Origin of the sequence: Asaia sp. As-1742, assembly GCF_011753235.1 — a bacterium.
GTDB lineage: Bacteria > Pseudomonadota > Alphaproteobacteria > Acetobacterales > Acetobacteraceae > Asaia > Asaia bogorensis_B.
Map to the genome: position 1 here is coordinate 112,448 of NZ_VWWA01000003.1, position 23,618 is coordinate 136,065.

At 59.1% G+C, this 23,618-nt stretch carries 23 protein-coding genes; 17 read left to right on the forward strand and 6 right to left on the reverse strand.

The window, feature by feature from the left end:
• Positions 1–14: 14 nt before the first annotated feature.
• Both guaD and F3J08_RS05505 read right to left on the reverse strand, forming a co-directional pair.
• Complete coding sequence (gene guaD / locus F3J08_RS05500) at positions 15–1,379, reverse strand: guanine deaminase (protein WP_166928751.1); 1,365 nt, start codon at positions 1,377–1,379, stop codon at positions 15–17.
• The gene (locus F3J08_RS05505) at positions 1,376–3,490 is read right to left on the reverse strand and encodes an FUSC family protein (RefSeq protein ID WP_122039308.1); all 2,115 of its coding nucleotides are present in this window, start codon (positions 3,488–3,490) and stop codon (positions 1,376–1,378) included. The genes guaD and F3J08_RS05505 overlap by 4 nt, the downstream gene beginning before the upstream one ends.
• 984 nt (positions 3,491–4,474) lie before the next feature.
• Between F3J08_RS05505 and F3J08_RS05510 the strand changes: the two genes are divergently transcribed.
• From F3J08_RS05510 to F3J08_RS05520, 3 genes are all read left to right on the forward strand, one after another.
• Positions 4,475–4,966: a MucR family transcriptional regulator gene (locus F3J08_RS05510; RefSeq protein ID WP_122039230.1), complete on the forward strand. Its 492-nt coding sequence runs from the start codon at positions 4,475–4,477 to the stop codon at positions 4,964–4,966.
• A gap of 90 nt (positions 4,967–5,056) precedes the next feature.
• Entirely contained in the window at positions 5,057–6,001 is a 945-nt protein-coding gene (gene sppA / locus F3J08_RS05515) for a signal peptide peptidase SppA (RefSeq protein ID WP_166928752.1), read from the forward strand.
• A gap of 67 nt (positions 6,002–6,068) precedes the next feature.
• Positions 6,069–6,365 (forward strand): integration host factor subunit beta, encoded by a 297-nt coding sequence (locus F3J08_RS05520; protein WP_122039228.1) that lies wholly within the window; start codon positions 6,069–6,071, stop codon positions 6,363–6,365.
• Positions 6,366–6,554: 189 nt separating this feature from the next.
• Here F3J08_RS05520 and F3J08_RS05525 read toward each other — a convergent pair whose 3' ends face one another.
• Positions 6,555–7,445 carry a LysR family transcriptional regulator gene (locus F3J08_RS05525; RefSeq protein WP_023977538.1) on the reverse strand — a complete coding sequence of 297 codons (891 nt, stop codon included), beginning with the start codon at positions 7,443–7,445 and terminating at the stop codon, positions 6,555–6,557.
• A gap of 175 nt (positions 7,446–7,620) precedes the next feature.
• Entirely contained in the window at positions 7,621–8,577 is a 957-nt protein-coding gene (gene trxB, locus F3J08_RS05530) for a thioredoxin-disulfide reductase (protein ID WP_166928753.1), read from the reverse strand.
• 257 nt (positions 8,578–8,834) lie between these two features.
• Between trxB and F3J08_RS05535 the strand changes: the two genes are divergently transcribed.
• From F3J08_RS05535 to F3J08_RS05550, 4 genes are all read left to right on the forward strand, one after another.
• The gene (locus tag F3J08_RS05535; RefSeq protein WP_051395788.1) at positions 8,835–9,332 is read left to right on the forward strand and encodes an Lrp/AsnC family transcriptional regulator; all 498 of its coding nucleotides are present in this window, start codon (positions 8,835–8,837) and stop codon (positions 9,330–9,332) included.
• The gene (locus F3J08_RS05540) at positions 9,329–10,420 is read left to right on the forward strand and encodes a glycosyltransferase family 2 protein (RefSeq protein ID WP_122039225.1); all 1,092 of its coding nucleotides are present in this window, start codon (positions 9,329–9,331) and stop codon (positions 10,418–10,420) included. The genes F3J08_RS05535 and F3J08_RS05540 overlap by 4 nt, the downstream gene beginning before the upstream one ends.
• Positions 10,389–11,864 carry a glycosyltransferase family 39 protein gene (locus F3J08_RS05545; RefSeq protein ID WP_166928754.1) on the forward strand — a complete coding sequence of 492 codons (1,476 nt, stop codon included), beginning with the start codon at positions 10,389–10,391 and terminating at the stop codon, positions 11,862–11,864. The genes F3J08_RS05540 and F3J08_RS05545 overlap by 32 nt, the downstream gene beginning before the upstream one ends.
• A 194-nt stretch (positions 11,865–12,058) precedes the next feature.
• On the forward strand, positions 12,059–14,209 hold the full coding sequence (locus F3J08_RS05550; RefSeq protein WP_240149160.1) for a prolyl oligopeptidase family protein: 2,151 nt from the start codon (positions 12,059–12,061) through the stop codon (positions 14,207–14,209).
• 233 nt (positions 14,210–14,442) lie between these two features.
• Here F3J08_RS05550 and rpsU read toward each other — a convergent pair whose 3' ends face one another.
• Positions 14,443–14,646: a 30S ribosomal protein S21 gene (gene rpsU / locus F3J08_RS05555; protein ID WP_007283570.1), complete on the reverse strand. Its 204-nt coding sequence runs from the start codon at positions 14,644–14,646 to the stop codon at positions 14,443–14,445.
• Positions 14,647–14,867: 221 nt separating this feature from the next.
• On the opposite strand from rpsU, the gene def reads away from it, so the two are divergent.
• From def to F3J08_RS05575, 4 genes are all read left to right on the forward strand, one after another.
• Positions 14,868–15,398: a peptide deformylase gene (def, locus tag F3J08_RS05560; protein WP_122039223.1), complete on the forward strand. Its 531-nt coding sequence runs from the start codon at positions 14,868–14,870 to the stop codon at positions 15,396–15,398.
• Between the two features lie 3 nt (positions 15,399–15,401).
• Complete coding sequence (locus tag F3J08_RS05565; RefSeq protein WP_166928755.1) at positions 15,402–15,884, forward strand: MarR family winged helix-turn-helix transcriptional regulator; 483 nt, start codon at positions 15,402–15,404, stop codon at positions 15,882–15,884.
• A gap of 83 nt (positions 15,885–15,967) precedes the next feature.
• Entirely contained in the window at positions 15,968–16,702 is a 735-nt protein-coding gene (locus tag F3J08_RS05570) for a response regulator (RefSeq protein WP_166928968.1), read from the forward strand.
• A 7-nt stretch (positions 16,703–16,709) separates the two neighbouring features.
• Entirely contained in the window at positions 16,710–18,056 is a 1,347-nt protein-coding gene (locus F3J08_RS05575; RefSeq protein WP_122039221.1) for an ATP-binding protein, read from the forward strand.
• A 256-nt stretch (positions 18,057–18,312) separates the two neighbouring features.
• On the opposite strand, the gene F3J08_RS05580 is transcribed toward F3J08_RS05575, so the two are convergent.
• Positions 18,313–18,885 carry an outer membrane protein assembly factor BamE gene (locus F3J08_RS05580; RefSeq protein WP_122039220.1) on the reverse strand — a complete coding sequence of 191 codons (573 nt, stop codon included), beginning with the start codon at positions 18,883–18,885 and terminating at the stop codon, positions 18,313–18,315.
• 188 nt (positions 18,886–19,073) lie between these two features.
• On the opposite strand from F3J08_RS05580, the gene F3J08_RS05585 reads away from it, so the two are divergent.
• The 6 genes from F3J08_RS05585 (at position 19,074) to F3J08_RS17125 (ending at position 23,545) form a co-directional block, all read left to right on the forward strand.
• Positions 19,074–19,691 carry a DUF177 domain-containing protein gene (locus F3J08_RS05585; RefSeq protein ID WP_166928756.1) on the forward strand — a complete coding sequence of 206 codons (618 nt, stop codon included), beginning with the start codon at positions 19,074–19,076 and terminating at the stop codon, positions 19,689–19,691.
• A gap of 137 nt (positions 19,692–19,828) precedes the next feature.
• Complete coding sequence (gene rpmF / locus F3J08_RS05590; protein ID WP_023977526.1) at positions 19,829–20,032, forward strand: 50S ribosomal protein L32; 204 nt, start codon at positions 19,829–19,831, stop codon at positions 20,030–20,032.
• A gap of 65 nt (positions 20,033–20,097) precedes the next feature.
• Positions 20,098–21,189, forward strand: coding sequence for a phosphate acyltransferase PlsX (gene plsX, locus F3J08_RS05595; protein ID WP_023977525.1), 1,092 nt, complete (start codon positions 20,098–20,100; stop codon positions 21,187–21,189).
• 68 nt (positions 21,190–21,257) lie between these two features.
• Positions 21,258–22,211 (forward strand): beta-ketoacyl-ACP synthase III, encoded by a 954-nt coding sequence (locus tag F3J08_RS05600; protein ID WP_166928757.1) that lies wholly within the window; start codon positions 21,258–21,260, stop codon positions 22,209–22,211.
• A 69-nt stretch (positions 22,212–22,280) separates the two neighbouring features.
• Positions 22,281–22,604, forward strand: a complete 324-nt coding sequence (locus tag F3J08_RS05605; RefSeq protein ID WP_166928758.1) for an integration host factor subunit alpha — start codon at positions 22,281–22,283, stop codon at positions 22,602–22,604.
• On the forward strand, positions 22,601–23,545 hold the full coding sequence (locus F3J08_RS17125) for a MerR family transcriptional regulator (protein ID WP_240149161.1): 945 nt from the start codon (positions 22,601–22,603) through the stop codon (positions 23,543–23,545). Before F3J08_RS05605 ends, F3J08_RS17125 begins: the two co-directional genes overlap by 4 nt.
• Positions 23,546–23,618 lie beyond the last annotated feature (73 nt).

Here is a 23,618-nt window from a genome sequence, read left to right on the forward strand (position 1 = left end):
GCGCCTTTACTGCCTCAGGGTGTAAAGCGCCGATGCAGCCGCCCCATGACATAGGTGGCGCTGACGGCCCTGTCGTCACCCAGCATTGAGAGGGCAAAGAGTAGGTCCGAAATCGTCTCGGCACGTTTCGTACGTTGCGCCATAAGGGGCGTTGCACAGGGGTCAAGCACGCAGAGGTCCGCCTCGAGCCCTGGCTCCACCTGGCCGATCCGGTCTTGCAGCCCGAGCGCTTGCGCTGCTCCGGCGGTCGCCAGCCAATAGGCCTGCACCGGATGCAGACTCGTGCCATGCGACTGTGCCGCGCAATAGGCATCGTTCATCACACGTAGCATGGAAAGGCTGTTACCGCCGCCAATATCGGTCCCCAGTCCAACATGTACACGCCGATCGGGACGCATGGCGTCGAACAGGCGAAACGCACCACTGCCCAGAAACGCGTTTGAGGTCGGACAATGCGCCAGCGTGCAGCCCGCATGGGCGCAACGTGTCAGATCCTGCTCACTCACATGGACGGCATGGCCGAAAATGCTGCGTGGTCGAACAAGCCCTGCCTTGTCATAGACATCCAGATAGCCTGTACGATGAGGGAAGAGGGACCGGACCCATTCTTCCTCTTGCACTGTTTCCAGAAGATGCGTCTGCATGAACAGATCGGGCGCGGTATCGAGAAGGGTTCCGGCCAGTTCAAGCTGGGCCTCGGTGCTGGTCGGGGCAAAGCGTGGCGTCACGGCATAGAGCTGACGGCCACGACCGTGCCATTTGTCGATCAGGCGACGGGACTCGTCATAACCGCTCTGGGCAGTATCGCGCAGGTAATCCGGCGCATTGCGATCCATGAGAACTTTCCCGGCGATCATACGCGTGTTGCGTCGGGTCGACTCATCGAAGAAAGCCTCGACCGATTCAGGATGAACCGTGCAGTAGACCGCAGCCGTTGTGGTGCCCTGGTCCAGCAGGGCGTCCAGAAAGTCCGAGGCAATGCGTCGGGCATAGGCCTGCTCGGCAAAGCGGCGTTCCTCGGGAAAGACATAGCGCTCGAGCCAGGTGAGCAACTGCTCACCATAAGACGCAATGACCCCGAGCTGGGGATAATGAACATGCGTGTCGATGAAGCCCGGCCCGATCAGGCTGCCGCGATGGTCGACAAGCGCGACGCTGTCTCCGAGCCTGTGTGCCATCTGATCATAGGACCCAACAGCGCTGATGCGTCCATTCTCGATGATGACAACACTATCCGTTTCAGCGCTCAATGCTTCCTCTGGAGGCATGTCAAACGGATTTCCTGCAAAGCGCAGGATAGTGCCGCGCAGGGCGATGCGATGAGGCTGCCGAGCGCTATCGTTGTCGGTATCGTTGCAAGAATGGCTGGTGGGGTTCATCTGGTTTCTTCAAGCAATACATGACTGGTGAAGGCGTGCGTCTCGTCGAGAAAGGCTGCGTTCGCCGCGAGTTCATCGCGGATCACCACCAGATAGGAAATACCCCGGATCAACTCGAGTCTCGTAACAAGGTCTTTTTCGGTGCGGTCGAGTGAGCGTAGCCGTCGCACGGCCGCTGCCGCTACACGCGCCGGACGGTCATGACGGTCACGCGTATATTCCATACGATCAAGCAGCAGCTCTATCGGGCGTCTGGCCGTAACCGGCAGATGCTCGCGATCCAGCAATGTACGCAGTCGGATGGCGTTCAGACCGATGGTCATGACGGCCAGGGTCCCCTGCAGATAACTCTCAACGATAGGAAGAGGGGAGGGGCCTGCATGACGGATAAGACGGGCAAAGCGATCGATATTTCGCCCAATCCATTGTCGCGTCTCCGGTGCTTTGCTCAGGTGACAGAGCGTGCGTAGCTCACCCAGCATTTGTCGGCGCAGACGCAGGCGCTCGGCCTGAGGGCTGAAGGGCAGGAAAGTGTGGAACACCAGAACGGCGGCGCAGGCGGCCATAACAGTCCCCATCGCGCCGTTATAGAACGCGATCTCATCGAGGCGATGATGGTTTTGCACGTTGACCATGCTTGGCATGAGCAGACCGTATGCGGCGGCAGCACCAGCTGTGGCCGCATTGGCACGTGCCAGACCGCCGATGAACATTGCAGGTCCGAAAGCCATGATAAACATCTCGTAGGTGTCGAATTTCGGCACGAAGATGAATGTCAGTATACCACCGGCAACGACCGACCAGATCGTCCCCTTGAGGAAGGCTGTGGTTCCGAGAACAGGATTCTCCTGAGTGGCAAACAGTCCGCAGATGAGGGACGTCATCGAGATAAAGCCAGTGCCGTTTGGCCAAGCCGTTACCTCCCAGACCAGCGCCGTGAAGAGGATAGCCGCCATGACGCGCAAGCCATTATTGATGGCGTTGCGTGGATCGTGGTGAGGCTGAAGCCGGAAATGAAAACGATCCCTGGGGATCAGATGCGTGCTTGCGTCATATTCGATTATGGCAATCTCGAGATCGTTCAGCAGTTCCCCTAGTGCAACATGCAGTACGCGCTCATCGACAGGACCCAGATCGGGGGCGTCATCATGATCAGGCCTTATGAAAGGTGCAGCATGGATGCGGCACTCCTCTATCAGCAGATGCAGATCGGCCAGAATACCCTGAACAGGCTCAGCACTCCGTAGTCTTTCTTCCAGTCCGCGCAGGAATATCTGCGCATGACGCGAGGTTTCGTGAAAGCTGCCATGACTATGGGCAAGAGCGGCCAGACGGGCAGCCATGCCGAAGCCTCGCGACAGGAGAATGGACACAGCAGCGAGGGCCGCACGCGCGTGGTCGCCCTCGTGCCCGTGCGGGCCCATTTCTATCTCGGCAAATTCTATTTCACTGTTCAGGCGCAGGATTGTCGCGAAAAGCTCGCGTGCCTTACGCTGCGTCGTTGCTGCGTCAGAGAGAATATCGGCAATTGAAAGGGAGACGAGAGAAAGGGCGGTCTGTAGCTTCGTCCGCACTGTCTGCCGGGCCTGACGTTCCTGACTGGTTGCGAAGATCAGCCCCATCCCGGCCTCACAGATCACGCCGAGCGCGATATATGTGGAGCGTGAGACCGCGATCATGAAAACGTTTTCCGGGTCGTAGACGGCCCCCATCGCAATGATCGCACAGGTATAGCCGGACAGGACGAGGGCATACGCTCGAAAATTACTGACGAAAGTTGCCAGCCCTGCACAAAGCCCCATCCAGAGTGCCAGGGTGAGAAAGAAAAGCAGGGGTTGCTGTGGAAATACGGTGAACAGCCCGATAGCAGCGATTGCGCCGATGACTGTCCCCACGATACGCCACCGCGCTTTGGAAAGACTTTCCCCGCGCGTGCCCTGTGCGACGGCCCATACAGTCATGGTTGCCCAGATCGGACTGTCCAGCTCCATCCACATGGCGATGCCGAGCGCCAGCAGTGCCGCAATCGTATTGCGTAAGGCGAATTCCACGGATTGGGCAGAGGGAGCGAACAGCCAGCCCCAGCGATTTCGGCCATGCGTATCACGCATCGTCGGAACAAAAGCCCCAGCCAGAGAAAATCGTTTGCCTGAACGACTGACGAAGGAGGGGTGAAAAGGGAAAAGGCGCAAAGGGAAGACCGCGTTCTGTACGACTGATTGGGGCGCAGGACGACATTGCCCGGCTGACAGCACTGTCATGATGGCAGGGCACTAAGTGGAAAGAAAGCGCAGTCAGTTAGCAGGTGCCTAAAGAATCAGTAATGCTCTCACGTGGTCGAGATGCAGCCATCAGGTTGGCTCAAGCCGCCTGCGCAGGGCTGCAGTGAAGACGATTCCATCGGATTGTCAGGAATTACTGCATAGTTAACTGTCGTTATTCCCCGTTAAGATTTTCTCCCGCCGGCAAGCGGGGCAGGCGTTGCACGAGCAGGCCGGTCGGAGACTTGAGCATAGAGACAGGATTTTCCAGTTTAGCGTGATCCTCACATGAGGCGGGGGAGTAACCAAATGTAAACCGCAAGAATCGTTCATAGTGTCGCAGCGTCATAGAGAGGACGATGCGAAAGCGTACGCTGATTGGCATCTCTGAGCACAAACAAAAATTTTCTATCGGAGGCGCCGATGACATGATCGTTTTGCCGTCTGGCGCGTTGGGATGCCGCTATCCCTAGTAAGCAGATGAAGAAGAATAAACGTTAATTATACAACAATTAGGGGAAAACTCAGGACCAAGATGCGGCATGTCATGTTTTTTAAGTTTCTTCGCGGAACTTATCAAAAAATTTACAGATATATACTAGTGATCGTTGACGTATATTGACGTCGCGTGAAAAAGTGCTTCGCAAAAAAGATTTCCTGTTAGAATTTTTTCTTGCGACGGGTGGAAAAAAACTGTGAGATCGTGATGATTTTAACGAGCGGTGATCGGAAGTATAAAAAAGAAAAGATAAATCGTTAAACCTATTTACCTCGAAAAACTCATGCTATAAAAGAACCTGTTAAAAGAGTTAAACTTCAACAAAGAGAAAATAAATGTCAGAGTCAGAAACCAACGTCGCCTTGCTTGAGTTGACTGCCCAGATTGTGTCCTCTCACGTTGCCAACAATTCGATGGCTGGTGACGACCTGCCAGGCATGATCAAACAAGTATACAACGCCCTGCAGGGTGCTGGTCAGGCTGATCCCGAGCCGGAACGTCCGCAGCCTGCCGTACCGATCAAGCGCTCGGTCTTCCCCGATTACATCGTCTGCCTTGAGGACGGTAAGAAGCTGAAGATGCTCAAGCGTCACCTGCAGAGTGCTTATGGCATGACGCCGGAACAGTATCGTGAACGCTGGGGCCTCCCGAGCGACTACCCGCTCGTGGCACCCAACTATGCAGAGCGTCGCTCGCATCTCGCTCGTGAAATTGGCCTTGGTCGCAAGATCAACGCCGGAGCAGATGCTTCTTCGCGGGTGGTTGCTGAAGAAGGAAACGATGGCGAAGAGCGCACAGTGCGCCGCGGTCGTGCAAAAAAGGCCTGATACCGGGATTTACCCAGTAGACGCGCCATTAAAGGCAACCCATCCTGCGATGGGTTGCCTTTTTTATTTGCGTGATGGGAAACAGGACTGATGACGGCGCTTAACCGCACGAATGATGATACCCCAGCCGTACTACTTCGCCAGCGGAGACGCCTGCTGTTCTGGCGCGGTATCGCTGTGGCGGCTCTGGTTGCAACGATACTGGTGCTTTTTGTGCCGGGCCGGCCTCATGGGCCACATGATGCGATTGCTCGTCTCGAGATCACAGGTGTTATAGGCAACAGGGTCAGGCCTACCGTGGAGGCTATCGAGCGTGCTGGTCGCGACCCGCATATCAAGGGGATGCTGCTTGTTATCGACAGCCCGGGAGGCGGTGTGACCGGCGGTGAGGCGCTCCATGATGCTATCGCCGGGTTTGTCAGTCGCAAGCCGGTCGCTGTTTCGATGCAGGGTCTTGCGGCCTCGGCGGGCTACATGATCGCCGTTCCGGCACAGCGGCTCTTTGCCTATCCCTCTTCCATCACTGGATCGATTGGCGTCATCATGATGCGCCCAGATGCGTCGGCGCTGCTCGACCGTATTGGCGTCAAGGCCGAGACGATTACTTCCGGCCCCATGAAGGATCAGTCGCAGCCTTTCACCGCGCTCAAACCCGAGGGACGGCAAATGCTGCAGGGGATCGTGGACGATCTGTTTGATCAGTTCGTCCTGATGGTTGCCAAGGGGCGTCACCGGCCTGTTGAGGAAATACGTCAGCTTGCTGACGGGCGTCCCTATACCGGGCGTCAGGCGGTTGCACTGCACCTGATCGACCAGATCGGAGATGAGGATCAGGCGGCGGCGTGGCTGCACAGCCAGATCAAGGACGGCAAGGATCTGCCGGTCAGGAAGCTCGCCATCAAGAAACCGGATCGTACGATGTGGGAGCGTTTCTACCATCGCTTTGGCGGCTCGTGGTTTGCCTGGCCCGAGGCCATAGACAAGGTCATGGCCTATCAGAGTCTTGACGGTGCAGTCTCGATTTTGCCACGGTGATATTTGCGCGTTGTCGGGCGGATCATGCGATCCGTCCTCCTGTTACCGAGAGTTTGCAGAGCCCCTGATGACAAAATCCGAACTCATCGCCGAACTCTCAGCGGCGCATCCTCATCTTAATGCCCGCCATATCGAGATGATTGTCCAGACCATTCTCTCCGAGATTTCCGGCGCGCTCGCGCGGGGGGATCGGGTCGAGATACGCGGCTTTGGCGCTTTTGTTGTCAAAAAGCGCGATGCCCGTCAGGGGCGTAATCCGCGCACGGGATCTGCTGTCTCTGTCGAGGAAAAGACGATCCCGTTCTTCAAGGCTGGCAAGGAGCTGCGCGAACGCGTTAACGCCCATGCAAGCAAGCGGAGCTGAACGCGCAGGTCAGGTATAATAGGTGGGTACTCTACCGGAGGAAGGCGAAGTCCCGAAGGGTTGCCGGAAGATTCTGAAAGGCCTGACGCAAGGTGCCAGATCATGACGATGGAGACGACCCGAGTGGTCATCTCCCGCCGTGACAGACTATTACGTCACAACGAGAGCGGACAGGATATCTGACCGCTCTCAGTGCTTGCCAGCCTGGATCTCGCTCAGCAGGAAGTCACGGAGTACCGTGATCCGCTTCGACATCTTCAGCTCCTCCGGGTAAACGAAGAAGGCCTCGACGGTCGGTATCGGTTCATGGTCGAGAATACGGATCAGTTCAGGATGCGCCTGAGCCAGATAGGTAGGGACCGATCCGATCCCAGCACCTTTTGCGATGGCTGTGGCGATGGCCGGGAAACTGTTGATTTCCAGCTTGTTGCGAACTGACCCATGACACTGCCGGCGAACCAGTTCGAGCAGCCAGAAGGCATCGGGGAGGGGAGGTGACATACCAGCGAACCCGACCAGATGATGCTGGCCGAGCTCTGCAATACTGTTCGGGACACCGTGCTGGTCCAGATAGGCCTGACTGGAATAGATAGGCATCGCGAAATTGGCCAGATGACGCTGGATCAGATCGGCCTGCCTGGGGGGATGCATACGTATGGCGACGTCAGCCTCACGCATCCCGAGGTCGAGATCCGTATCCTCCATGATCAGGCTCACCTCGATATCGGGGTGGAGCGCCAGAAAACGTTGGAGTTTGGGGGCCAGCCAGCCGAGGCCAAACCCCGACGTTGTGGTGATCTTGAGCTCGCCCTTGGCCTTGACCTTGCTCTCGCTCAGATAGGCCTGCGTCAGGGAGAGTTTCGAAAACACTTCCCGGACGGTGTGATTGAGTGTCTCGCCCTGTTCGGTCAGGATCAGGCCGCGGGCATGGCGGTGGAAAAGCGGGACGTTCAGCGTCTCTTCAAGAGCCGAAATCTGCCGGGAAACTGCCGACTGGCTCAGATTGAGCCGGTCACCGGCATGGGTAAACGAACCCGCCTCTGCAACCGCATGGAATATTCGCAATTTGTCCCAGTCCATGCGGCTTTCCTAGAGCTCGTCCCCGACCACGTCAGAAAGAGAGCGCGAGCGGGCAGATTTCCCGGTCGCGTGCCTGGCGGTCATCAAATGTTGATCACTATGACTTGGCAGCATTCTACGGCCCTGCCAAGTCATTTTATGCAGCAACTCTTACGGAAGAATAACGATCGAAATGTCAGGATAGTCCAGCCAGAAGATGCTCGGCCTCAAGGGCTGCCATACACCCGGTACCAGCAGCCGTAATCGCCTGCCTGAATTTTTTGTCCTGCACATCGCCAGCGGCAAACACGCCTTCGACTGAAGTTTTTGTGCTGCCGGGCACCGTGACGATGTAACCTTCTGAGTCGCATTCAAGCGTTTCGCGGAATGGGCCGGTATTGGGGCTGTGGCCGATCGCCACGAACACGCCATCGACGTCCAGGGTCTGCTCGCTACCGTCCTGCGTGTTGCGCAGGCGCACGCCGCATACGGTCTCCGGCTTGCCGGCACCCAGAATTTCCTCGACCGCGTTGTTCCAGAGCACCGTGATCTTGGGATTGGCAAAAAGACGGTCCTGAAGGATGCGTTCTGCGCGCAAACTGTCGCGTCGATGAACCAGCGTCACATGGTCGGCGTGGTGCGTAAGGTAGAGCGCCTCTTCGACTGCCGTGTTTCCGCCACCGATCACGGCCACTTTCTTGCCGCGATAGAAGAACCCGTCGCAGGTGGCGCAAGCCGAGACGCCGCCGCTCTGCAGTCTGGCTTCGGAGGGCAGGCCAAGCCATTTTGCCTGGGCCCCGGTGGCGATGACCACGGTGCGTGCCAGATAGTCCGCGCCGGAATCCGCCTTCAGACGAAAATAGCCGTCGTCGGTTTTCTCGTTGAAGGCACATTCCGTGATCAGGTCGTAATGCATCTCAGTGCCGACATGCTCGGCCTGCAGGCGCATCTGCTCCACCAGCCAGGGGCCCTGAACGGGTTCGGCGAAACCGGGGTAGTTTTCAACATCGGTGGTGATGGTCAACTGGCCGCCCGGCTGCAGCCCGGCCACAAGAATCGGTTTGAGATTGGCACGCGCTGCGTAAATCGCTGCGGTATAGCCTGCCGGGCCTGCGCCAATAACAAGCAGATCAGTCCTGAAACTCTGGCTCACTGGGAATGTCCTTGAACTGGTGTTCGTTTAACTATCGGTCATTGACCTCGGTTAGGGTGTTGATGCCCATGCCGAAGTGACAAGACAATTGCGAAGAGACATGGCTCTTGGGTCAGGATGCAGATATAGGTGATGATGCGCGCCTGCCAACCGACTAGTTTTGCCCGACCCTCACGGTGACGATGACTGACAACGATCCTGACGACCACTTCCCCCACAACGCTGCTCCTCACGACGCCGCGGCGCGAGTCGAGTCACTGTCGGCAGGTCTCTCCCCGGGATCGTCCAGCGCGACGATCGTCGATCTGGATTCGATCGACCGTCAGATCGTGGCCGAGTTGCAGCGCGACGGCCGTATGACCAATGTCGAGCTGGCGCGACGCACGGGCATCTCGGCGCCACCCTGCCTGCGACGTGTTCGACGCCTCGAGGAAATCGGGGTTATCGAGGGCTATCATGCAGATGTGGATGCCTCCCGGCTTGGCTGGTCGCTGACATTTTTCGCGCTGATCGGGCTGGAAAGCCAGAAGGGCAGTGTGCTGGAAGCCTTCGAGCGCGAAGTCGCCGGTTGGGCCGAAGTGCGTGAATGTCACATGATCAGGGGGGGCGGCGATTTCCTTGTGCGCCTCGTGGCCCGTGATGCCGCGCATCAGAACTACCTGACGAAACGCCTGACGGATCTGGATCACGTGGTGCGCGTGCAAACGTTGCAGACCATACGCACCAGTCTGAACAGGGCCGGCGTTCCGGTATGATGTCCCCGCTTCCGGCGGATCTGACCCTCGTCATTCCCTGTTATAACGAAGTCGCCAATGTGGCCCCCCTGATCGAGGGGGTGCGCCGTGCGCTTGAAGGCATGCGCTGGGAAATTGTCTTCGTTGACGATGACTCGCCTGATGGGACGTCGAAAGCGGTCGAGAAAGCTGCTCAGGAAGATCCCCGTATCCGCCTGATCCGCCGTGTCGGGCGCAGGGGGCTCTCCTCTGCGGTGATCGAGGGCGCGTTGTCGTCCACATCACCTGTTATTGCCGTGATGGATGGTGACCTGCAGCATGATGAAGCCATTCTGCGTGATCTGGTGACACCGTTGCTTGAAAACGATGCTGATATCGCTGTTGCGAGCCGTCATGTAGAGGGCGGTGACAGCAGCGGGTTGGCCAATCGGTGGCGGCACATGTTGTCGCAGGCTGGTATAAGACTGTCGCAATCGCTCCTGCCTATGCCGCTTTCCGATCCGATGAGCGGTTTCTTCGCGGTCAGACGGCCGACGTTCGAACAGGCTGTTCCTAAACTTACCGGGACGGGCTTCAAGATCCTGCTCGAAATTGTGCTGTCCGTACCTCGTGAGGCACGGCTGATCGAGGTGCCCTTCGTATTTCGTCCGCGCGTATCGGGTGAGAGCAAACTCAGTCCGCTTGTGATGGTGCAGTTTCTGGGCATGCTGATCGAGCGTGCCTTCGGTGGTTGGCTGCCAACACGCTTCATTATTTTCGCGGCTGTTGGGCTGATCGGGATTGCCGTCAATCTGTTTGTGTCAGAGCTCGCGCGTTTCTCAGGCGCTGATTTTCAGGTCAGTCAGGTGCTCGGCACGGCCTGCGCCATTCTCGCCAACTTCCAGCTCAATAACCGTATCACTTATCTTGATCGTCCACTGCGCGGGCGGCGCTGGCTGCCAGGGCTGTGTATCTTCGTCATTGGCGCCACAATCGGGGCTTTCGGTAATATCGGCGTTGCCCAGTTGATTTATGACACGCATGGGCACTGGAGTCGTGCCAGTGCGGCTGGTGCTGTGATTGGTGTGGTCTGGAATTATGCGATTGCCTCTACCCTCGTCTGGCGCTGAGCCGGCATCGCCCGCCAACGGGGAAACAAGGCAGCTTGTTGTCCTGTTCTGGGGTGTCCTGCTTGTCCTGACCCTCCTGCGCATCGGTCTGGCTGCCACATTGGGGATCTCACCGGACGAGGCTTATTACTGGACGTGGTCGCGCCATCTTCAGGCGGGTTACCTCGATCATCCACCCATGATCGCCCTATGGATCAGACTTGGCACAGCCTTGTTCGGAGATAGTGCTTTCGGGATCAGGGTGCTCGGCCCTATCTCGGCGCTGCTTGGTTCAATCGTGCTGGTCCGCGCCGGACGTGACCTCCTCGGAAGTGTTCAGGCTGGGTACCGCGCTTCTTTGCTGCTCAACGCGACACTCATGCTTGGCCTCGGGGCCGCCACGGCTACGCCGGATACACCGCTGGTGTTCTTCCTGACGCTCACCTTGTGGGCTTTGGGGCGCCTGATCGTAACGGGTCAGCCGCGCTGGTGGCTGGCGACAGGACTGTTTTTCGGCCTGGCCTTTGATAGCAAATACACGGCGGTATTACCTGCTTTCGCCTGCGGGCTCTGGGTGCTGGCAACGCCAGCACAACGCCGTCACTGGCTCTGGCTTGCTGGGGGAGCAGTCATCGGGCTGGTCGCGATCCTCCCCGTATTGGCGTGGAACGCAGCGCATCACTGGGCGAGCTTTCTGAAGCAGGGCGGGCGGGCCAGCGACTGGCATCCACTCAAGGCGGTCAGCTTTCTTGCGGAACTGGTCGGAGGTCAGATCGGTCTGGCCACGCCTCTGGTTTTCCTGCTCTTCTGCATCGGGATTATCTGGTGCCTCAAACGCGCAGGGCGCGAACCAGTGGCGCGCCTTCTGGCCTGTCTGTGCATCGTGCCGGTTGCCGTTTTCGTTCAGCATGCTTTTGGGGGGCGGGTGCAGGCCAACTGGCCGGTGGTGATCTATCCTGCAGCGGCCCTTGCGGCAGCCGCAACGCATAGGCGCATCGGTTATGCCTGCGCTCTTGGTCTTGCGATCACCGCGCTTGTCAGCCTTCAGGGTATGGTGGCGCCGCTCCATCTCTCGGCCCATCACGATGTCATCGCCCGCCAGACTGCGGATTGGTCCGGGCTGGCACACAGGGTGCAGGAAGAGGTTTCACCGGGGCATAGCCTCGTCGTAGGCGATTATGCTCTCGCATCCATCATGCGCTACGAGACGCCCGATCAGCCGATATACAGCTATGACAGCCGCTGGGGTTTTCTTGGCGGGCATGACATACACGAGCGCGCCTATCCGGGGCCCAAAGCGCAATTGCTGCTTCGCGAGAGCGAAAAGCCGGATCTTCCCGCGGCATGGCTCGGCGCGGCTGAAACGGGCCGCTTCTGTCGCCTGCTGCGCGGCCAGCCGATCATCTGCTACCGTCTGATCAATCTGAACCTGCCCGCCGGGACAGCGATGCACCAGCTACCCTGAGACTTTACCCATCGGAATGTTGTTTCGGACTGGCTCCGTCAGGCTGGAATGTCGGGGTCTTTCGACCAAATCATCACATGTCGGGGGCAAAAATGGCGGCCCCGACATTCGCAGTACTGAAGCTGTGTCAGGTCCTTTCCATCATGTAACGGTATGCTTTAGGCTGCCCGTGATTTGCATGAAGGAAATGGCTCATGAAGCGCATCTTGATGGCGATGACCTCGCTCGTCTGCACGACACTCCTGCCTCCTGCGGTCGGTCAGGCCCTCGCCCAGGCGGGAACAACGACCGAGCCCTCAGATAAGGACGTGCCGTCCCGCGCTGTACTGGAGCAGGTTCAGGGGCAGCAGGCGCTCGATTGGGTCAAGGCCCAGAACAACCGTAGCGCAGGGCTCCTGCAGTCCGATAAGCGCTATCAGAAATTCTACGATGATGTGCTTGCGGTCGAGCAGGCGCCGGGACGGCTGACGCTGCCCGAGCAGTCGGGAGGCAAGCTGTGGAATTACTGGCAGGATGCCAGCCATCCCAAGGGAATTTGGCGGGTGACCTCGCCAACCTCTTTCGCCAAGACGGAGCCTGACTGGACGACGATGCTCGACATCGACGCTCTGTCACGTGATGAAAAGCAAGACTGGGTGTTCCAGGGCGCGGATTGCCTGGAGCCCGATGCAACGCGCTGCCTCATCACGTTGTCGCTCTCGGGTGAAGACGCTGCCTCTTACCGCGAATTCGACACACAGACGCGTCGTTTCGTGCCCGATGGCTTCGATCTTCCTCATTCGAAACAGCGGGTGGCGTGGCTCGACCGCGACACGCTTCTGGTGTCGCGTGATTGGGGGGAGGGCTCCATGACACGCTCTGGCTATCCGTTTAGCGTGCGTCTCGTGAAAAGGGGTGAGCCTCTCTCGGCGGCGCGGGAAATCTATCGCGGGCAGGAAAGCGACATGGTTGTCGAGCCCCAGGTGCTGCATGACGAGACAGGCAAGCGTATTGCCGTCATTCAGCGCAATCTTGACTTCTTCCGTAGCGAATATCGTGTTTATGACCCTGCCACCGGGACGCTGCGACAGATCGCCCTGCCTGAGAAGATCGGTTATCTCGGCTTCTATGCCGGCAAGCTGATCATACGCCTTGATCAGGACTGGAATGTTGGCGGGCACTTCTCTCGTGGCAGCATTGTTGCTGTCGACCCTGCCGCATCTGGTAAAGCGCCAGCCCTGGTTTTCAAGCCCGAGGCCAGCGAAACGACAACCGATATCGGCGTCACGTCCAGAGGGATTATCGCGGTGGTTTATCGCGATGTGCATCCTTCCGTGCGACTCTATACGCCATCCGCAAAAGAGAGCGGCTGGCAGGAGAAGTACTACGTCCTGCCACGCATGAGCTCAGCGACCCTGCAATCATCGTCTGCTTCTGTCAGCTACGCGTATCTCAAGGTTGAAGGTTATATCATCCCGCCTGAGCTCTGGAGTTTCGATACCGACACGGGCAAGTCCCAGAAGGTCAAGACGACCCCGGCACTGTTCGATGCCAAGGGGCTGCGAACCGAGCAGTTCTGGGCAAAATCGAGTGATGGGGTCGATATCCCCTATTTCGTGACCCACCGCCGGGACTGGAAGCTGGACGGTCATAACCCCGTGCTGTTTACGGCCTATGGTGGGTTCGATCTCTCCTACCTGCCGACCTATTATGCCGATATCGGCAAGACCTGGCTGGAGCGCGGCGGCGTCTATGTGGTCGGCAATATTCGTGGTGGGGGTGAGTTCGGGCCAGCGTGGCACGAGGCGGGGATGAAATCGGGCCGTCAGCATGCCTATGATGATTTCGCGGCCATCGGGCGCGATCTGGCCAAACGCGAGATTGCTGATCGCGAGCACCTCGCCATACGCGGGCGCTCAAATGGTGGCCTGTTGATGGGGGTGGAATTCACCCAGCATCCGGAACTGTGGAAGGCCGTCATCATCGGTGTGCCGCTGCTGGATATGGAGAATTTCGAGACAATGGCGGCGGGCGCGTCCTGGGCTGCGGAGTACGGCCATATGAGCGCGCCGCAGGAACGTAAATTCCTCGAGGGGATATCGCCGTTGCAGCATCTCAAGAAAGACGTGTCCTACCCGGTACCGTTCATCTTTACTTCCACCAAGGATGATCGCGTGGGTCCTGTTCACGCACGTCTCTTCGCTGCCCGTCTGCAGGAGCTGGGCAAGCCGTTCTTCTATTATGAAGACACGGAAGGCGGTCATGCCGGAACAGTCAACGCCCGGGAAATTGCCCATGAACGGGCATTGGAGGCCGTCTATCTGTCAAAGAGCCTCATGGACCAGGACCCCGCCTTCAAACACTGAGAGCCTGATGCCTGCCCAGCGCCCGAGCCTGCGGCAGGTATGATCCATGGATGGCAGGCGAGGGAAGCTCTCCCTCGCCGAGGGTCTCTTATGGTGACGCAGGCCAGTGCCAGACTGGATCGGGAAACGACCGGGCGACAAACGATGCGGGGCAATGACGGCCCCCGGGAAGCAGGCACAAAAAAACCGCCGTGAAAACGGCGGTTGTTCTGTTTGCCGGTTCGGCAGGCTGATCAGAAGCCTTCACGCTCCAGGCGCTTGCGCTCCATCTTGCGTGCACGACGAACCGCTTCGGCCGCTTCACGAGCGCGACGCTCGGAGGGCTTTTCGAAGTGGCGACGCAGCTTCATCTCGCGGAAAACGCCTTCGCGCTGCATCTTTTTCTTGAGCGCCTTGAGCGCCTGATCAACATTGTTGTCACGAACCAGAACCTGCACGGGTCTGCCATCTCCTGTCCGACCATGAAAATCATGGTCTGTTTGTAAATGCGATGCCAGGAACGCGATACCGATGGCAGAGCGTTCCAGAGAGGCCAGCGCCTTAGCACAGGTTTTGAAGGGGACACAAACGGTTTGAGCAGTATCGCCCGAAAATTATTCATGTCACCATGCGACAGGATGCGGGAACTATTCCCGCAAATAGAAGGCTGTGTGCAGAAATGGCGTTGCTGAAAATTGCGCGTATGGGGCATCCGGTATTGCTTCAGCGAGCGCAACCGGTTGAAGACGTTCATTCTTTATCGGTCAGGCAACTGGTTTCAGACATGATCGAAACGATGCTTGATTCGCGTGGCGCCGGGCTCGCTGCGCCGCAGGTTCACAAATCATTGCGCTTGTTCGTTTATCATGTGCCTGAGGGGCGATGCGGCCCCAATGAAGCGCCGATTCCGCCGCGCGTGCTGATCAATCCCGAAATCATGCCTCTGGGCGAGGAGATGATGCAGTGCCCGGAAGGGTGTCTTTCTCTCCCGCTATTACGGGGTGTCGTGCCACGCCACGCTGCCATCGCCTATCGTGGTCTGGATCTTGATGGCTCGGTGATTCAGGGAGAAGCGCGTGGGTTCCACGCCAACGTCCTGCAGCACGAATATGATCACCTTGATGGTATCCTCTACACCATGCGCATGACTGATTTCGCGAGCTTCGGCTATGCTGAGGAATTCGCCATACCTCGTGACAGTGAGGGCTAGTTGATGTCCGGCCTGCGTATGCAGCGAGATGCTCCTGGCCAAGCGCATCTCTATCTTCGTGAAGAGCAGATCCGGCTCACCTACGAGGCCATGCTCCTGGCCTGGCGCGAACTGAGCGCAACCTGTGAACCGCTCCAGCGTGACAATCAGTTAGGCTCGGCCCATCATCGGGTGATGTTTCTGGTTTCGACCCATCATGGCCTGACAATGAGCGATCTGCTCAGGCGCCTCAATATCACAAAGCAAAGCCTCAACCGCGTCCTGCAGGAACTTATGGCCCGCGGTCTCATCGAGCAACGTGCGAATGACCGCGATAAAAGGCTTAAACATCTGCACCTGACCCCGCAGGGTGCGGCCATCGAGGAGGAAATCTTCGTGGCCCTGCGTGACCGCATGACGCTGGCCTATCGTGCTGCCGGAGGGCAGGCTGTCGAGGGGTTCAGGCGCGTGCTGGCAACCCTTCAAGGCGAAGGCGGTGCACCATGACCGGAATGCCGGATATGAGGGCAGGAAAGGCACCAGACGCGATGCCGGGCAAGACGAGTGACACGACGATATCCGGGGGTGGTATGGGCGAGACCAGATCAGCGGAGGGTAAATCGCAGGGGAGTGTCGGCCATGGTGCCCATATCCTTGTGGTGGATGATGACGCGCGCCTCCTGCGCCTGTTGCAGCGCTTTCTGACCGAGGCCGGGTTTCGTATTACTACGGCGGTTGACGCCGAGGCGGCGCGCAAGATCCTGGCTGTCACCCAGCCCGATGCGATGGTGGCGGATATCAACATGCCCGGGGAAGATGGCCTGAGCCTGACCCGCTGGCTGCGCGAAAACGGCCAGGTCTGGCCCATCATTCTTCTGACTGCCCGTGGCGAGCCTGCGGACCGTATCATCGGTCTCGAATCCGGCGCAGATGATTATCTGGGCAAGCCTTTCGAGCCGCGTGAGTTGCTGCTCAGGCTGCAGGCGCATCTGCGCCGTCATGTTCCTCGCCCAACGGGCACGCCCCGTCTGCTAAGACTCGGGCGGCTCGAATTCGATACAGGTCGCGGGCTCCTTACCGGGCCAGAGGGTATTGTACACCTTACAAGCGGCGAGGCAGCGCTGCTGGGTGTGCTCACCCGCGTACCGGGAGAAATTCTGTCACGCGAGGCCATTGCAGAGGCACTGGGCATGGATGAGATTGGCGAACGTGCCGTCGATGTGCAGGTTACGCGCCTGCGCCGCCGGATTGAGCCGGACCAGAAGGAGCCGCGCTTTCTCCAGACAGTCAGAGGCAAGGGTTACGTGCTGAAGCCGGGAAGCTGAGGTTGGCATGAAAGCCGCCCGAATGCTTGAGCGCGTGGTTCGCCGGCTTTTGCCGCGCTCTTTTCAGGGCCGGTCACTCCTGATCGTGCTCATGCCGCTACTGATCACCCAGATCGTGGCCTTGCAGCTCTTTTACGGCAACTATCTGAACGTCGTGTCGCGCCGTCTGGCCGACAGCGTAGTGTCGGATCTGGCCTATATAAGGGACTCGGTCGAGCATATGCCGGGGCAGCAGGACTGGATCCTGAATCAGGCCCGCTGGCGCACGCAGCTTGTCATTGCCTTTCATCCCGGTGCACGGCTTACCAATGCGCCCGCGCCCTTCGTGTTGGGCCCGATGGATGAGGATCTGACGAATGCCGTGCGCCGGGTATTCGATGCCCCGTGTTACATCGACTGGAACGCCACGAGACAGAGCGTGCGGCTCGATATCCCTCTGCATGACGGCGTGCTTGAGGTGATTGTGCCGCGAAAGCGGCTGGATGTCGGGCCCATATGGCTGTTCGTAGCGTGGGAGGTTGGAAGCGCCATCCTGCTGTTCATGGTCGCTGGTCTCTTTATCGGTCGGCAGGTTCGTGCCGTCAGACGGCTGGCAAAGGCCGCAGAGAATTTCGGCCTGGGGCGCGATGACGGACCGATTCACCCGCAGGGTGCGCTGGAGATACGCAAGGCCGCGCTTGCCTTCAATCGCATGCAGGCGCGGGTCAACCGCTTTGTGACGCATCGGACCGCGGTTCTCGCTGGCGTTTCGCATGACCTGCGCACCCCTCTGACGCGGCTGCGCCTGACACTGGCCATGATGCCCGTCGAGGGCTCGGTCGAGGCGCAGGAACTGCGCCCCGATATCGAGGATATGGTTGCTGATATTGCCGAAATGGAACGCCTGATCGGCAGTTACCTCTCCTTTGCACGGGGGGAGGGCGAGGAAGACCCAGTTCCGACCGACCTTCTGGCCCTGCTGCGCGATGTCGCGGCCGCAACGACGCGCGCTGGCGGTGATGTGCTTGCCATTCATGCCGAGCAGGGTCTCACGGTGCCGGTGCGCCCCGATGCGATGCGTCGAGTGCTGATCAATCTGGCTGAGAACGCGCGCCGTCATGGTGGACGCATGATGTTCTCGCTGCGCCAGACCGGGCGTATGGTTGAAATCACCATCGATGATGACGGGCCGGGCATTGCCCAGTCACGACGCAAGGATGTGTTCCGGGCCTTCAGCAGTACTGCGGGCCCGGAGGGCGGAAGCGGGCTCGGTCTGACGATTGCCCGTGACATCATGGCGGCGCATGGGGGGAGCGTGGTGTTACGGAACAGTCCGCTCGGTGGCCTGAGGGTCATGCTCAAACTGCCGCAATAGAGGTGTCCATCCTGGTACGGTCTGTCCGGTTGCGGCCCAGTGCCGAGGGGAACGGGCCGTTAATGGGGCTCGGGCTTTTCCGGGCAGCTTCCTCGCATTTTGTACGAAGAGCTGGACTGCGACGCAGCGAGCCGACCCGTTACGACAGGATTGTGAACATGAAAAAACCGGCCCCGCAGCAAGGCGGGGCCGGTTTGTTAAGCAGAAATCCTGCTTTGGGGGTCCTGAAGGGGGAGATCAGGCGACTGTCGGACGATCAGGGAAGCGAGTTGCCCGTACCGCCATGACCTGTGCCGACACCGGCACCCAGCGGGCCCTGTGTTCCGCCGAATGTGCTGCCCATGTTGCTCATGGGGTTGTAGCGGCCGACATTACCCAGCAGCTGCTGCAGCACGTTGACCTTGGTGCCCGGCGTCGGGGTCGTTTCACCGACCATGCCGACATTATAGCCGCTCTTGCGATGCAGCATGTCCATGCGACGCAGAACGCCCGTGGTGTCGAAGGCCAGAACCAGCACATTCTGCTTGGTTACGCGGGGAAAGCCCAGAGGCTGGGGCACGGTCACCATCGAAACGTAGAGCCAGGTGTTATCGTCAAAGGTCGCATGGGCTGTCGGCGAGCCAAGGATATCGGTCACGTCGTTGCGCGTGCTGGTGCCCGGCACGAGCTGGGAGTAGTCGTCCTTTTCAATCAGCGAACCACGATTCTGGGGAATCGGGCTGAACACCGAGCAGCCCGCCAGGGCGAGGGGGGCGATGCAGAGCAGGGCGCGCGCGAGGCCCGCATGCGATTTCTGCCGCTGGGAGGTCTTCTGGGAGGCGCTCGTCATGGCGGGTTATGTCGTCCTGCAGTGATCGTGAAATAATCCGGGCGATCTTCTCTGATTGGTGGGAACATCGTTTCACCAACGTCGATAGGATCATCAGGCTCTTCTATATTGCGGAGAGCGACGTTAAGGCAATTCGGAAAAGGAAGCCCGCTCCCGGGTTTTTGCCAGCACCACGTCAGGAAAGCCGCATGACAGACAGCAACGACCCGAAATTCTCCCGTGCTGAATCCGCGGCGGCGGTTACGGCACCTCCGGAGTTCTCCCGTCGCCTCGTGATCAACCGCATCGGTCATGACGGCATGGCAGAGACGATCAAGGCAAATGAAGCCGAGTGCCGCAAACTGGCCAGAAGGCTCGGCATTCCGGCTATCCATGCCCTGGATTGCCGGTTTCGCATCAATCCGGAACCGGGCGATCATTTCGTGCTGGAAGGGGTGCTGACTGCCCATGTGGCGCTCGAATGTGTCATCACGGGCGAAACCTTCGAGGATGCCCTGAGCGAATCCTTTGCCGTGCGTATGGTCCCGGCGCGACGCTTTTCTGAGGATAGCGCCTCCGATCTCGAGGCGATTGACGAGATTCCGTATGAGGGAAACGCGCTCGATCTCGGGGAGGTCGCCTCGGAGCAACTGGCCCTGATGTTGCCGTCCTATCCGCGTAAGCCCGGTGCCGCGCTCGAGAATGCGGTTGACGAAGCCCCACGGGAGACGGCAGAGGAAGCAGCTGAAGAGGAAGGCGGCCGACCCAACCCGTTCGGTGCCCTCGCTGGACTGTCTTTGAGCAAAAAAAAGACAGATCTGAGCTAGAATTGAACAGGATGCTTGCGACCCGGCTTAGGGTCTGCTAGAGCCGCCCGCCTGATCATAGTGAACAGCATCGTTATCTGCTGAGGCCGAATGGCGGCCGAAAGCAGGGACGATCTAAGAAGAAAGAGGCTCCCGCCATGGCCGTCCCCAAAAGAAAGACCACGCCGTCCCGCATGGGCATGCGTCGCAGCCATCACGCCCTGACCGTTCAGGCTCACGCCGAGTGCAGCAATTGTGGCGAACTGAAGCGCCCGCATCACGTGTGCGCCCATTGCGGTCATTATGACGGTCGTGAAGTCGTGGCTTCCGGCAAGACGCTGAAGACGACCGTTCGCGTTTGAGGCTCGATCGGGTCGACCCCCTCCGGGTCGGCTCGTCTTGTTCAAAATAAGACGCGGGGCGGAGCATGACTGACCTAGATGCGCCGGCCAGCCAGGCTGCGCCTTATAGTTTGGCCATTGATGCGATGGGTGGGGATCATGCCCCCGAAATCGTTCTGGCTGGTTTGGATCGCGCTGCCGATCGACATCCCACAGCAAAAATCCTGCTTGTTGGTGACGAGGCTATTCTGCGCCCTCAGCTGGCGCGCTACGCCAAGGCGCAGCGTATCTGTGAGATCCGCCACGCGCCTTCTTCCATCTCGATGGAAATGAAGCCCACCGCGGCTCTGCGCCTGCGTGACTCGTCGTTGCGTATGGCGATCGACGCCGTGGCATCGGGCGAGGCAGGTGGCGTTGTGTCGGCTGGTAATAGCGGCGCCATGCTGGCTCTAGCCAAGATCGTTCTCAAAACCCTCCCCGGTATCACGCGGCCTGCCATGGCAGCGGTCAATCCGTCTGCCCGCGGCGACGTGGTGATGCTGGACCTTGGCGCCAATATTGCCTGCGATACGCGCAATCTGGTCGAGTTTGCCGTGATGGGCGAGGCCTTCGCCAAGGCTGTTCTGGGGCTGCCCGCGCCGAGCATTGGCCTGCTGAATGTGGGTGCCGAAGAGCTCAAGGGTGACGAGCGTCTGCGTGCTGCTGCCGATATTCTGCGCGAATCGCCGCTTGCTGCCCAGTTTCACGGGTTTGTCGAGGGGCATGACATTACCGCCGGGACGACCGATGTGGTCGTAACCGACGGGTTCTCTGGCAACATTGCACTCAAGACAGGTGAGGGCGCGCTCAAGCTCGTTTCCATGCTGCTCCAGCGCGTTTTCAAAACCAGCCTGCTGACCCGTATCGGTTACCTTCTCGTGCGTCCCGGGCTGGAGCGCATGAAGGAATGGATCGATCCGCGACGGTACAACGGTGCGGTATTTGTCGGCCTCAATGGTATCGTCGTGAAGTCGCATGGCGGCGCCGATGCCGAAGGATTCGCGGCAGCCATTGATGTTGCGATGGATGCTGTAACCCACTCCATAAACGAGAAGATCCGCGAGCGTCTGCGCCAGGTCGAAGCCCTTATGGCGGCGAATGTCGAGACCGAACTCGCCACCTCTCCCAGCGCTGCCTGACAGGCGTGCTGAGGAAGCAGCTGGTGCTGGCCTGAGTGCCTGACCGGTATCATTCAAGAGGAAGACACATGTCCCTGCGCGCGCGACTGACCGGATTTGGCAGCTATCTGCCGAAGCAGGTTGTCACCAATGCCGATCTCGCCGAGCGTATCGAGACTTCTGACGAATGGATCCGCACGCGCACCGGTATCGCCCAGCGCCATATCGCCAGCGGGGATGAAAATGCCGTCAGCATGGCTGTGGCAGCAGCACGGGCCGCCATCGATTATGCCGGGGGTGATTCAACCGATATCGGCGCGGTGATCGTAGCCACAGCGACGCCGGATCAGACCTTTCCCGCGACAGCCGTGCGTGTGCAGGCCGAATTGGGGCTGAGTAGCGGTTTTGCATTCGATCTGACGGCTGCCTGCTCGGGTTTTGTCTATGCGCTGGCGACGGCAGAGGCGTTTATTCGCAGCGGTCAGGTCCGCAAGGCGCTTGTCATTGGCTCAGAAGTCTATTCGCGGATTCTCGACTGGGAAGACCGCACGACCTGCGTGCTGTTTGGTGATGGTGCAGGCGCCGTCCTCTTGGAAGCGACCGAAGAAGACGGCGTTGGTATCCTCTCGACCCATCTGCACAGTGATGGCGCCCATGGCGATATTCTTTTTGTCGATGGTCCCTCCACACCGTCGCCTGTTCTGCATATGCAGGGCCGTGAAGTTTTCCGTCACGCTGTGGCCAAGCTCTCTTCGGTGGTGGATGAGGCCCTGGCCGTTCATGGGCTGAGCGGGCAGGATATTGCGTGGCTGGTGCCTCATCAGGCCAATCTACGCATCATCGAGGGTATGGCTAAGAAGCTCGCCCTGCCGCTTGATCGTGTGGTCGTGACGGTTGACCGCCATGCCAACACGTCAGCGGCTTCCATCCCGCTGGCGCTGGATGAGGCCGTGCGCGACGGACGTATCTGCAAGGGCGATCTCGTGCTTCTTGAGGCGCTTGGTGGCGGTTTGACCTGGGGATCAGCACTTCTGCGCATGTAGAGCGCAATGCGCGCGCTCACACTTCACTGATTTGATTGACCTTCATTACTGTCATGATACGGTGGCGTCATGACAACGGTGACACGCGCGCAAATCGCAGAGCATATCTACAGTGAGGTTGGACTGTCCCGGCACGAGTCCGCCGATCTGCTCGAGAGCGTTCTCGAACTGATCGCTGCGCGCCTCGAAAAGGGGGAGACGGTCAAGCTGAGTGGATTCGGAACCTTTTCCGTCCGCCAGAAGGGCCGGCGTGTCGGCCGTAATCCCAAGACCGGCATCGCAGTGCCTATTCTGCCGCGCTCGGTGCTGGTGTTTCGACCCAGCCAGATCCTGCGTGCCGTCGTGAATGGCGAATCGACCGAGGGGCTGGTTAGCGAAAGCGATGATTCATGACGACGAGTTTTCCTGTGGCGTCTCTGAAGAGCAGTCCGGAGGAGCGGACTGATTTTGACCGTCTTGTAAAAGGGCCGAATGCCTATCGCACAATAAGCGAAGTGGCAGATGAACTGCATGTGCCCCAGCATGTGCTGCGTTTTTGGGAGACGCGCTTTCCCGAGGTCAAGCCGCTCAAGCGTGGCGGTGGGCGCCGCTATTATAGCCCGGCTGATATCGAGATCCTGCGCCATATCACTGATCTGCTCTATGTTCAGGGCTATACGATCAAGGGCGTGCAGCGTGTCCTCAAGGAGCAGCTTGCAGATGCCCATTTTGTCGCGGCGCCCCCAGTGATACCTGAGCCTGCGGCACCCTCCGCTGCTCCTGATGAGGGAGGGCGTAGTTCGTTCGAGATACCAGTGTTTCAGTCTTCAGAGCCGAACCGGGATCACGTTACCCAGCCCACCGGGAGCGATCCTGAAGAGGATACGAGGCTCGTGTCGCGCGATGAGGCAGGCGGCCTCGAAGAGCCTGAAACTGATACGACTCGCCTTTCTGCGAACGTCAATCATGAGATATCCAGTGAGGATGCCGAGGCCGGCGCTGATATGCAGGCAGCCGGTCCCGACAGCGAAGCTTGCGTTGGAAGCACTCATGAGCATGATTTCGACCCTGTTGCGAACGATGAGCCGACGATCCTCGACCCAGGAGAGGAAACCAGTGGCCTCCCCGTGATGATGACACCGGAGGACGCGGCTGGTGCGCAGGCTTCTGTATCAACGCAGCCTTCCGGATCGTCAGAAACAGATAGCGCGCTCGTTGCGATTCTCCAGGATGAACTCGAGGGCCTGCGTATTGAGCGGGGTCGCTGGAAGCAGGAGCGACGGGCCCTGCGTCTGGCGCTGGAAGACGTGCTTGGCGAGCTCGACAACCTGCGCGAGATGCTGCCCAGCACATGAAAAACCGTTTCCCTGCAAAAACCTGCATTCAGGTGCTTGCAGGGAAAGTCCCCCGCTGCTAAACGGCCTTTAC

What these genes read in the sequence shown, in the direction of transcription:
- F3J08_RS05580 (WP_122039220.1), bottom strand. Translation starts at nt 18,885, where the DNA reads ATGACGAGCGCCTCCCAGAAGACCTCCCAGCGGCAGAAATCGCATGCG.
- F3J08_RS05540 (WP_122039225.1), top strand. Translation starts at nt 9,329, where the DNA reads ATGATGTCCCCGCTTCCGGCGGATCTGACCCTCGTCATTCCCTGTTAT.
- F3J08_RS05505 (WP_122039308.1), bottom strand. Translation starts at nt 3,490, where the DNA reads ATGCGTGATACGCATGGCCGAAATCGCTGGGGCTGGCTGTTCGCTCCC.
- plsX (WP_023977525.1), top strand. Translation starts at nt 20,098, where the DNA reads ATGACTGACCTAGATGCGCCGGCCAGCCAGGCTGCGCCTTATAGTTTG.
- F3J08_RS05525 (WP_023977538.1), bottom strand. Translation starts at nt 7,445, where the DNA reads ATGGACTGGGACAAATTGCGAATATTCCATGCGGTTGCAGAGGCGGGT.
- F3J08_RS05545 (WP_166928754.1), top strand. Translation starts at nt 10,389, where the DNA reads ATGCGATTGCCTCTACCCTCGTCTGGCGCTGAGCCGGCATCGCCCGCC.
- F3J08_RS05575 (WP_122039221.1), top strand. Translation starts at nt 16,710, where the DNA reads ATGAAAGCCGCCCGAATGCTTGAGCGCGTGGTTCGCCGGCTTTTGCCG.
- F3J08_RS05585 (WP_166928756.1), top strand. Translation starts at nt 19,074, where the DNA reads ATGACAGACAGCAACGACCCGAAATTCTCCCGTGCTGAATCCGCGGCG.
- F3J08_RS05600 (WP_166928757.1), top strand. Translation starts at nt 21,258, where the DNA reads ATGTCCCTGCGCGCGCGACTGACCGGATTTGGCAGCTATCTGCCGAAG.
- F3J08_RS05565 (WP_166928755.1), top strand. Translation starts at nt 15,402, where the DNA reads ATGTCCGGCCTGCGTATGCAGCGAGATGCTCCTGGCCAAGCGCATCTC.
- F3J08_RS05520 (WP_122039228.1), top strand. Translation starts at nt 6,069, where the DNA reads ATGACAAAATCCGAACTCATCGCCGAACTCTCAGCGGCGCATCCTCAT.
- F3J08_RS05550 (WP_240149160.1), top strand. Translation starts at nt 12,059, where the DNA reads ATGAAGCGCATCTTGATGGCGATGACCTCGCTCGTCTGCACGACACTC.
- F3J08_RS05570 (WP_166928968.1), top strand. Translation starts at nt 15,968, where the DNA reads ATGGGCGAGACCAGATCAGCGGAGGGTAAATCGCAGGGGAGTGTCGGC.
- F3J08_RS05510 (WP_122039230.1), top strand. Translation starts at nt 4,475, where the DNA reads ATGTCAGAGTCAGAAACCAACGTCGCCTTGCTTGAGTTGACTGCCCAG.
- F3J08_RS05605 (WP_166928758.1), top strand. Translation starts at nt 22,281, where the DNA reads ATGACAACGGTGACACGCGCGCAAATCGCAGAGCATATCTACAGTGAG.
- F3J08_RS17125 (WP_240149161.1), top strand. Translation starts at nt 22,601, where the DNA reads ATGACGACGAGTTTTCCTGTGGCGTCTCTGAAGAGCAGTCCGGAGGAG.
- guaD (WP_166928751.1), bottom strand. Translation starts at nt 1,379, where the DNA reads ATGAACCCCACCAGCCATTCTTGCAACGATACCGACAACGATAGCGCT.
- rpmF (WP_023977526.1), top strand. Translation starts at nt 19,829, where the DNA reads ATGGCCGTCCCCAAAAGAAAGACCACGCCGTCCCGCATGGGCATGCGT.
- sppA (WP_166928752.1), top strand. Translation starts at nt 5,057, where the DNA reads ATGACGGCGCTTAACCGCACGAATGATGATACCCCAGCCGTACTACTT.
- def (WP_122039223.1), top strand. Translation starts at nt 14,868, where the DNA reads ATGGCGTTGCTGAAAATTGCGCGTATGGGGCATCCGGTATTGCTTCAG.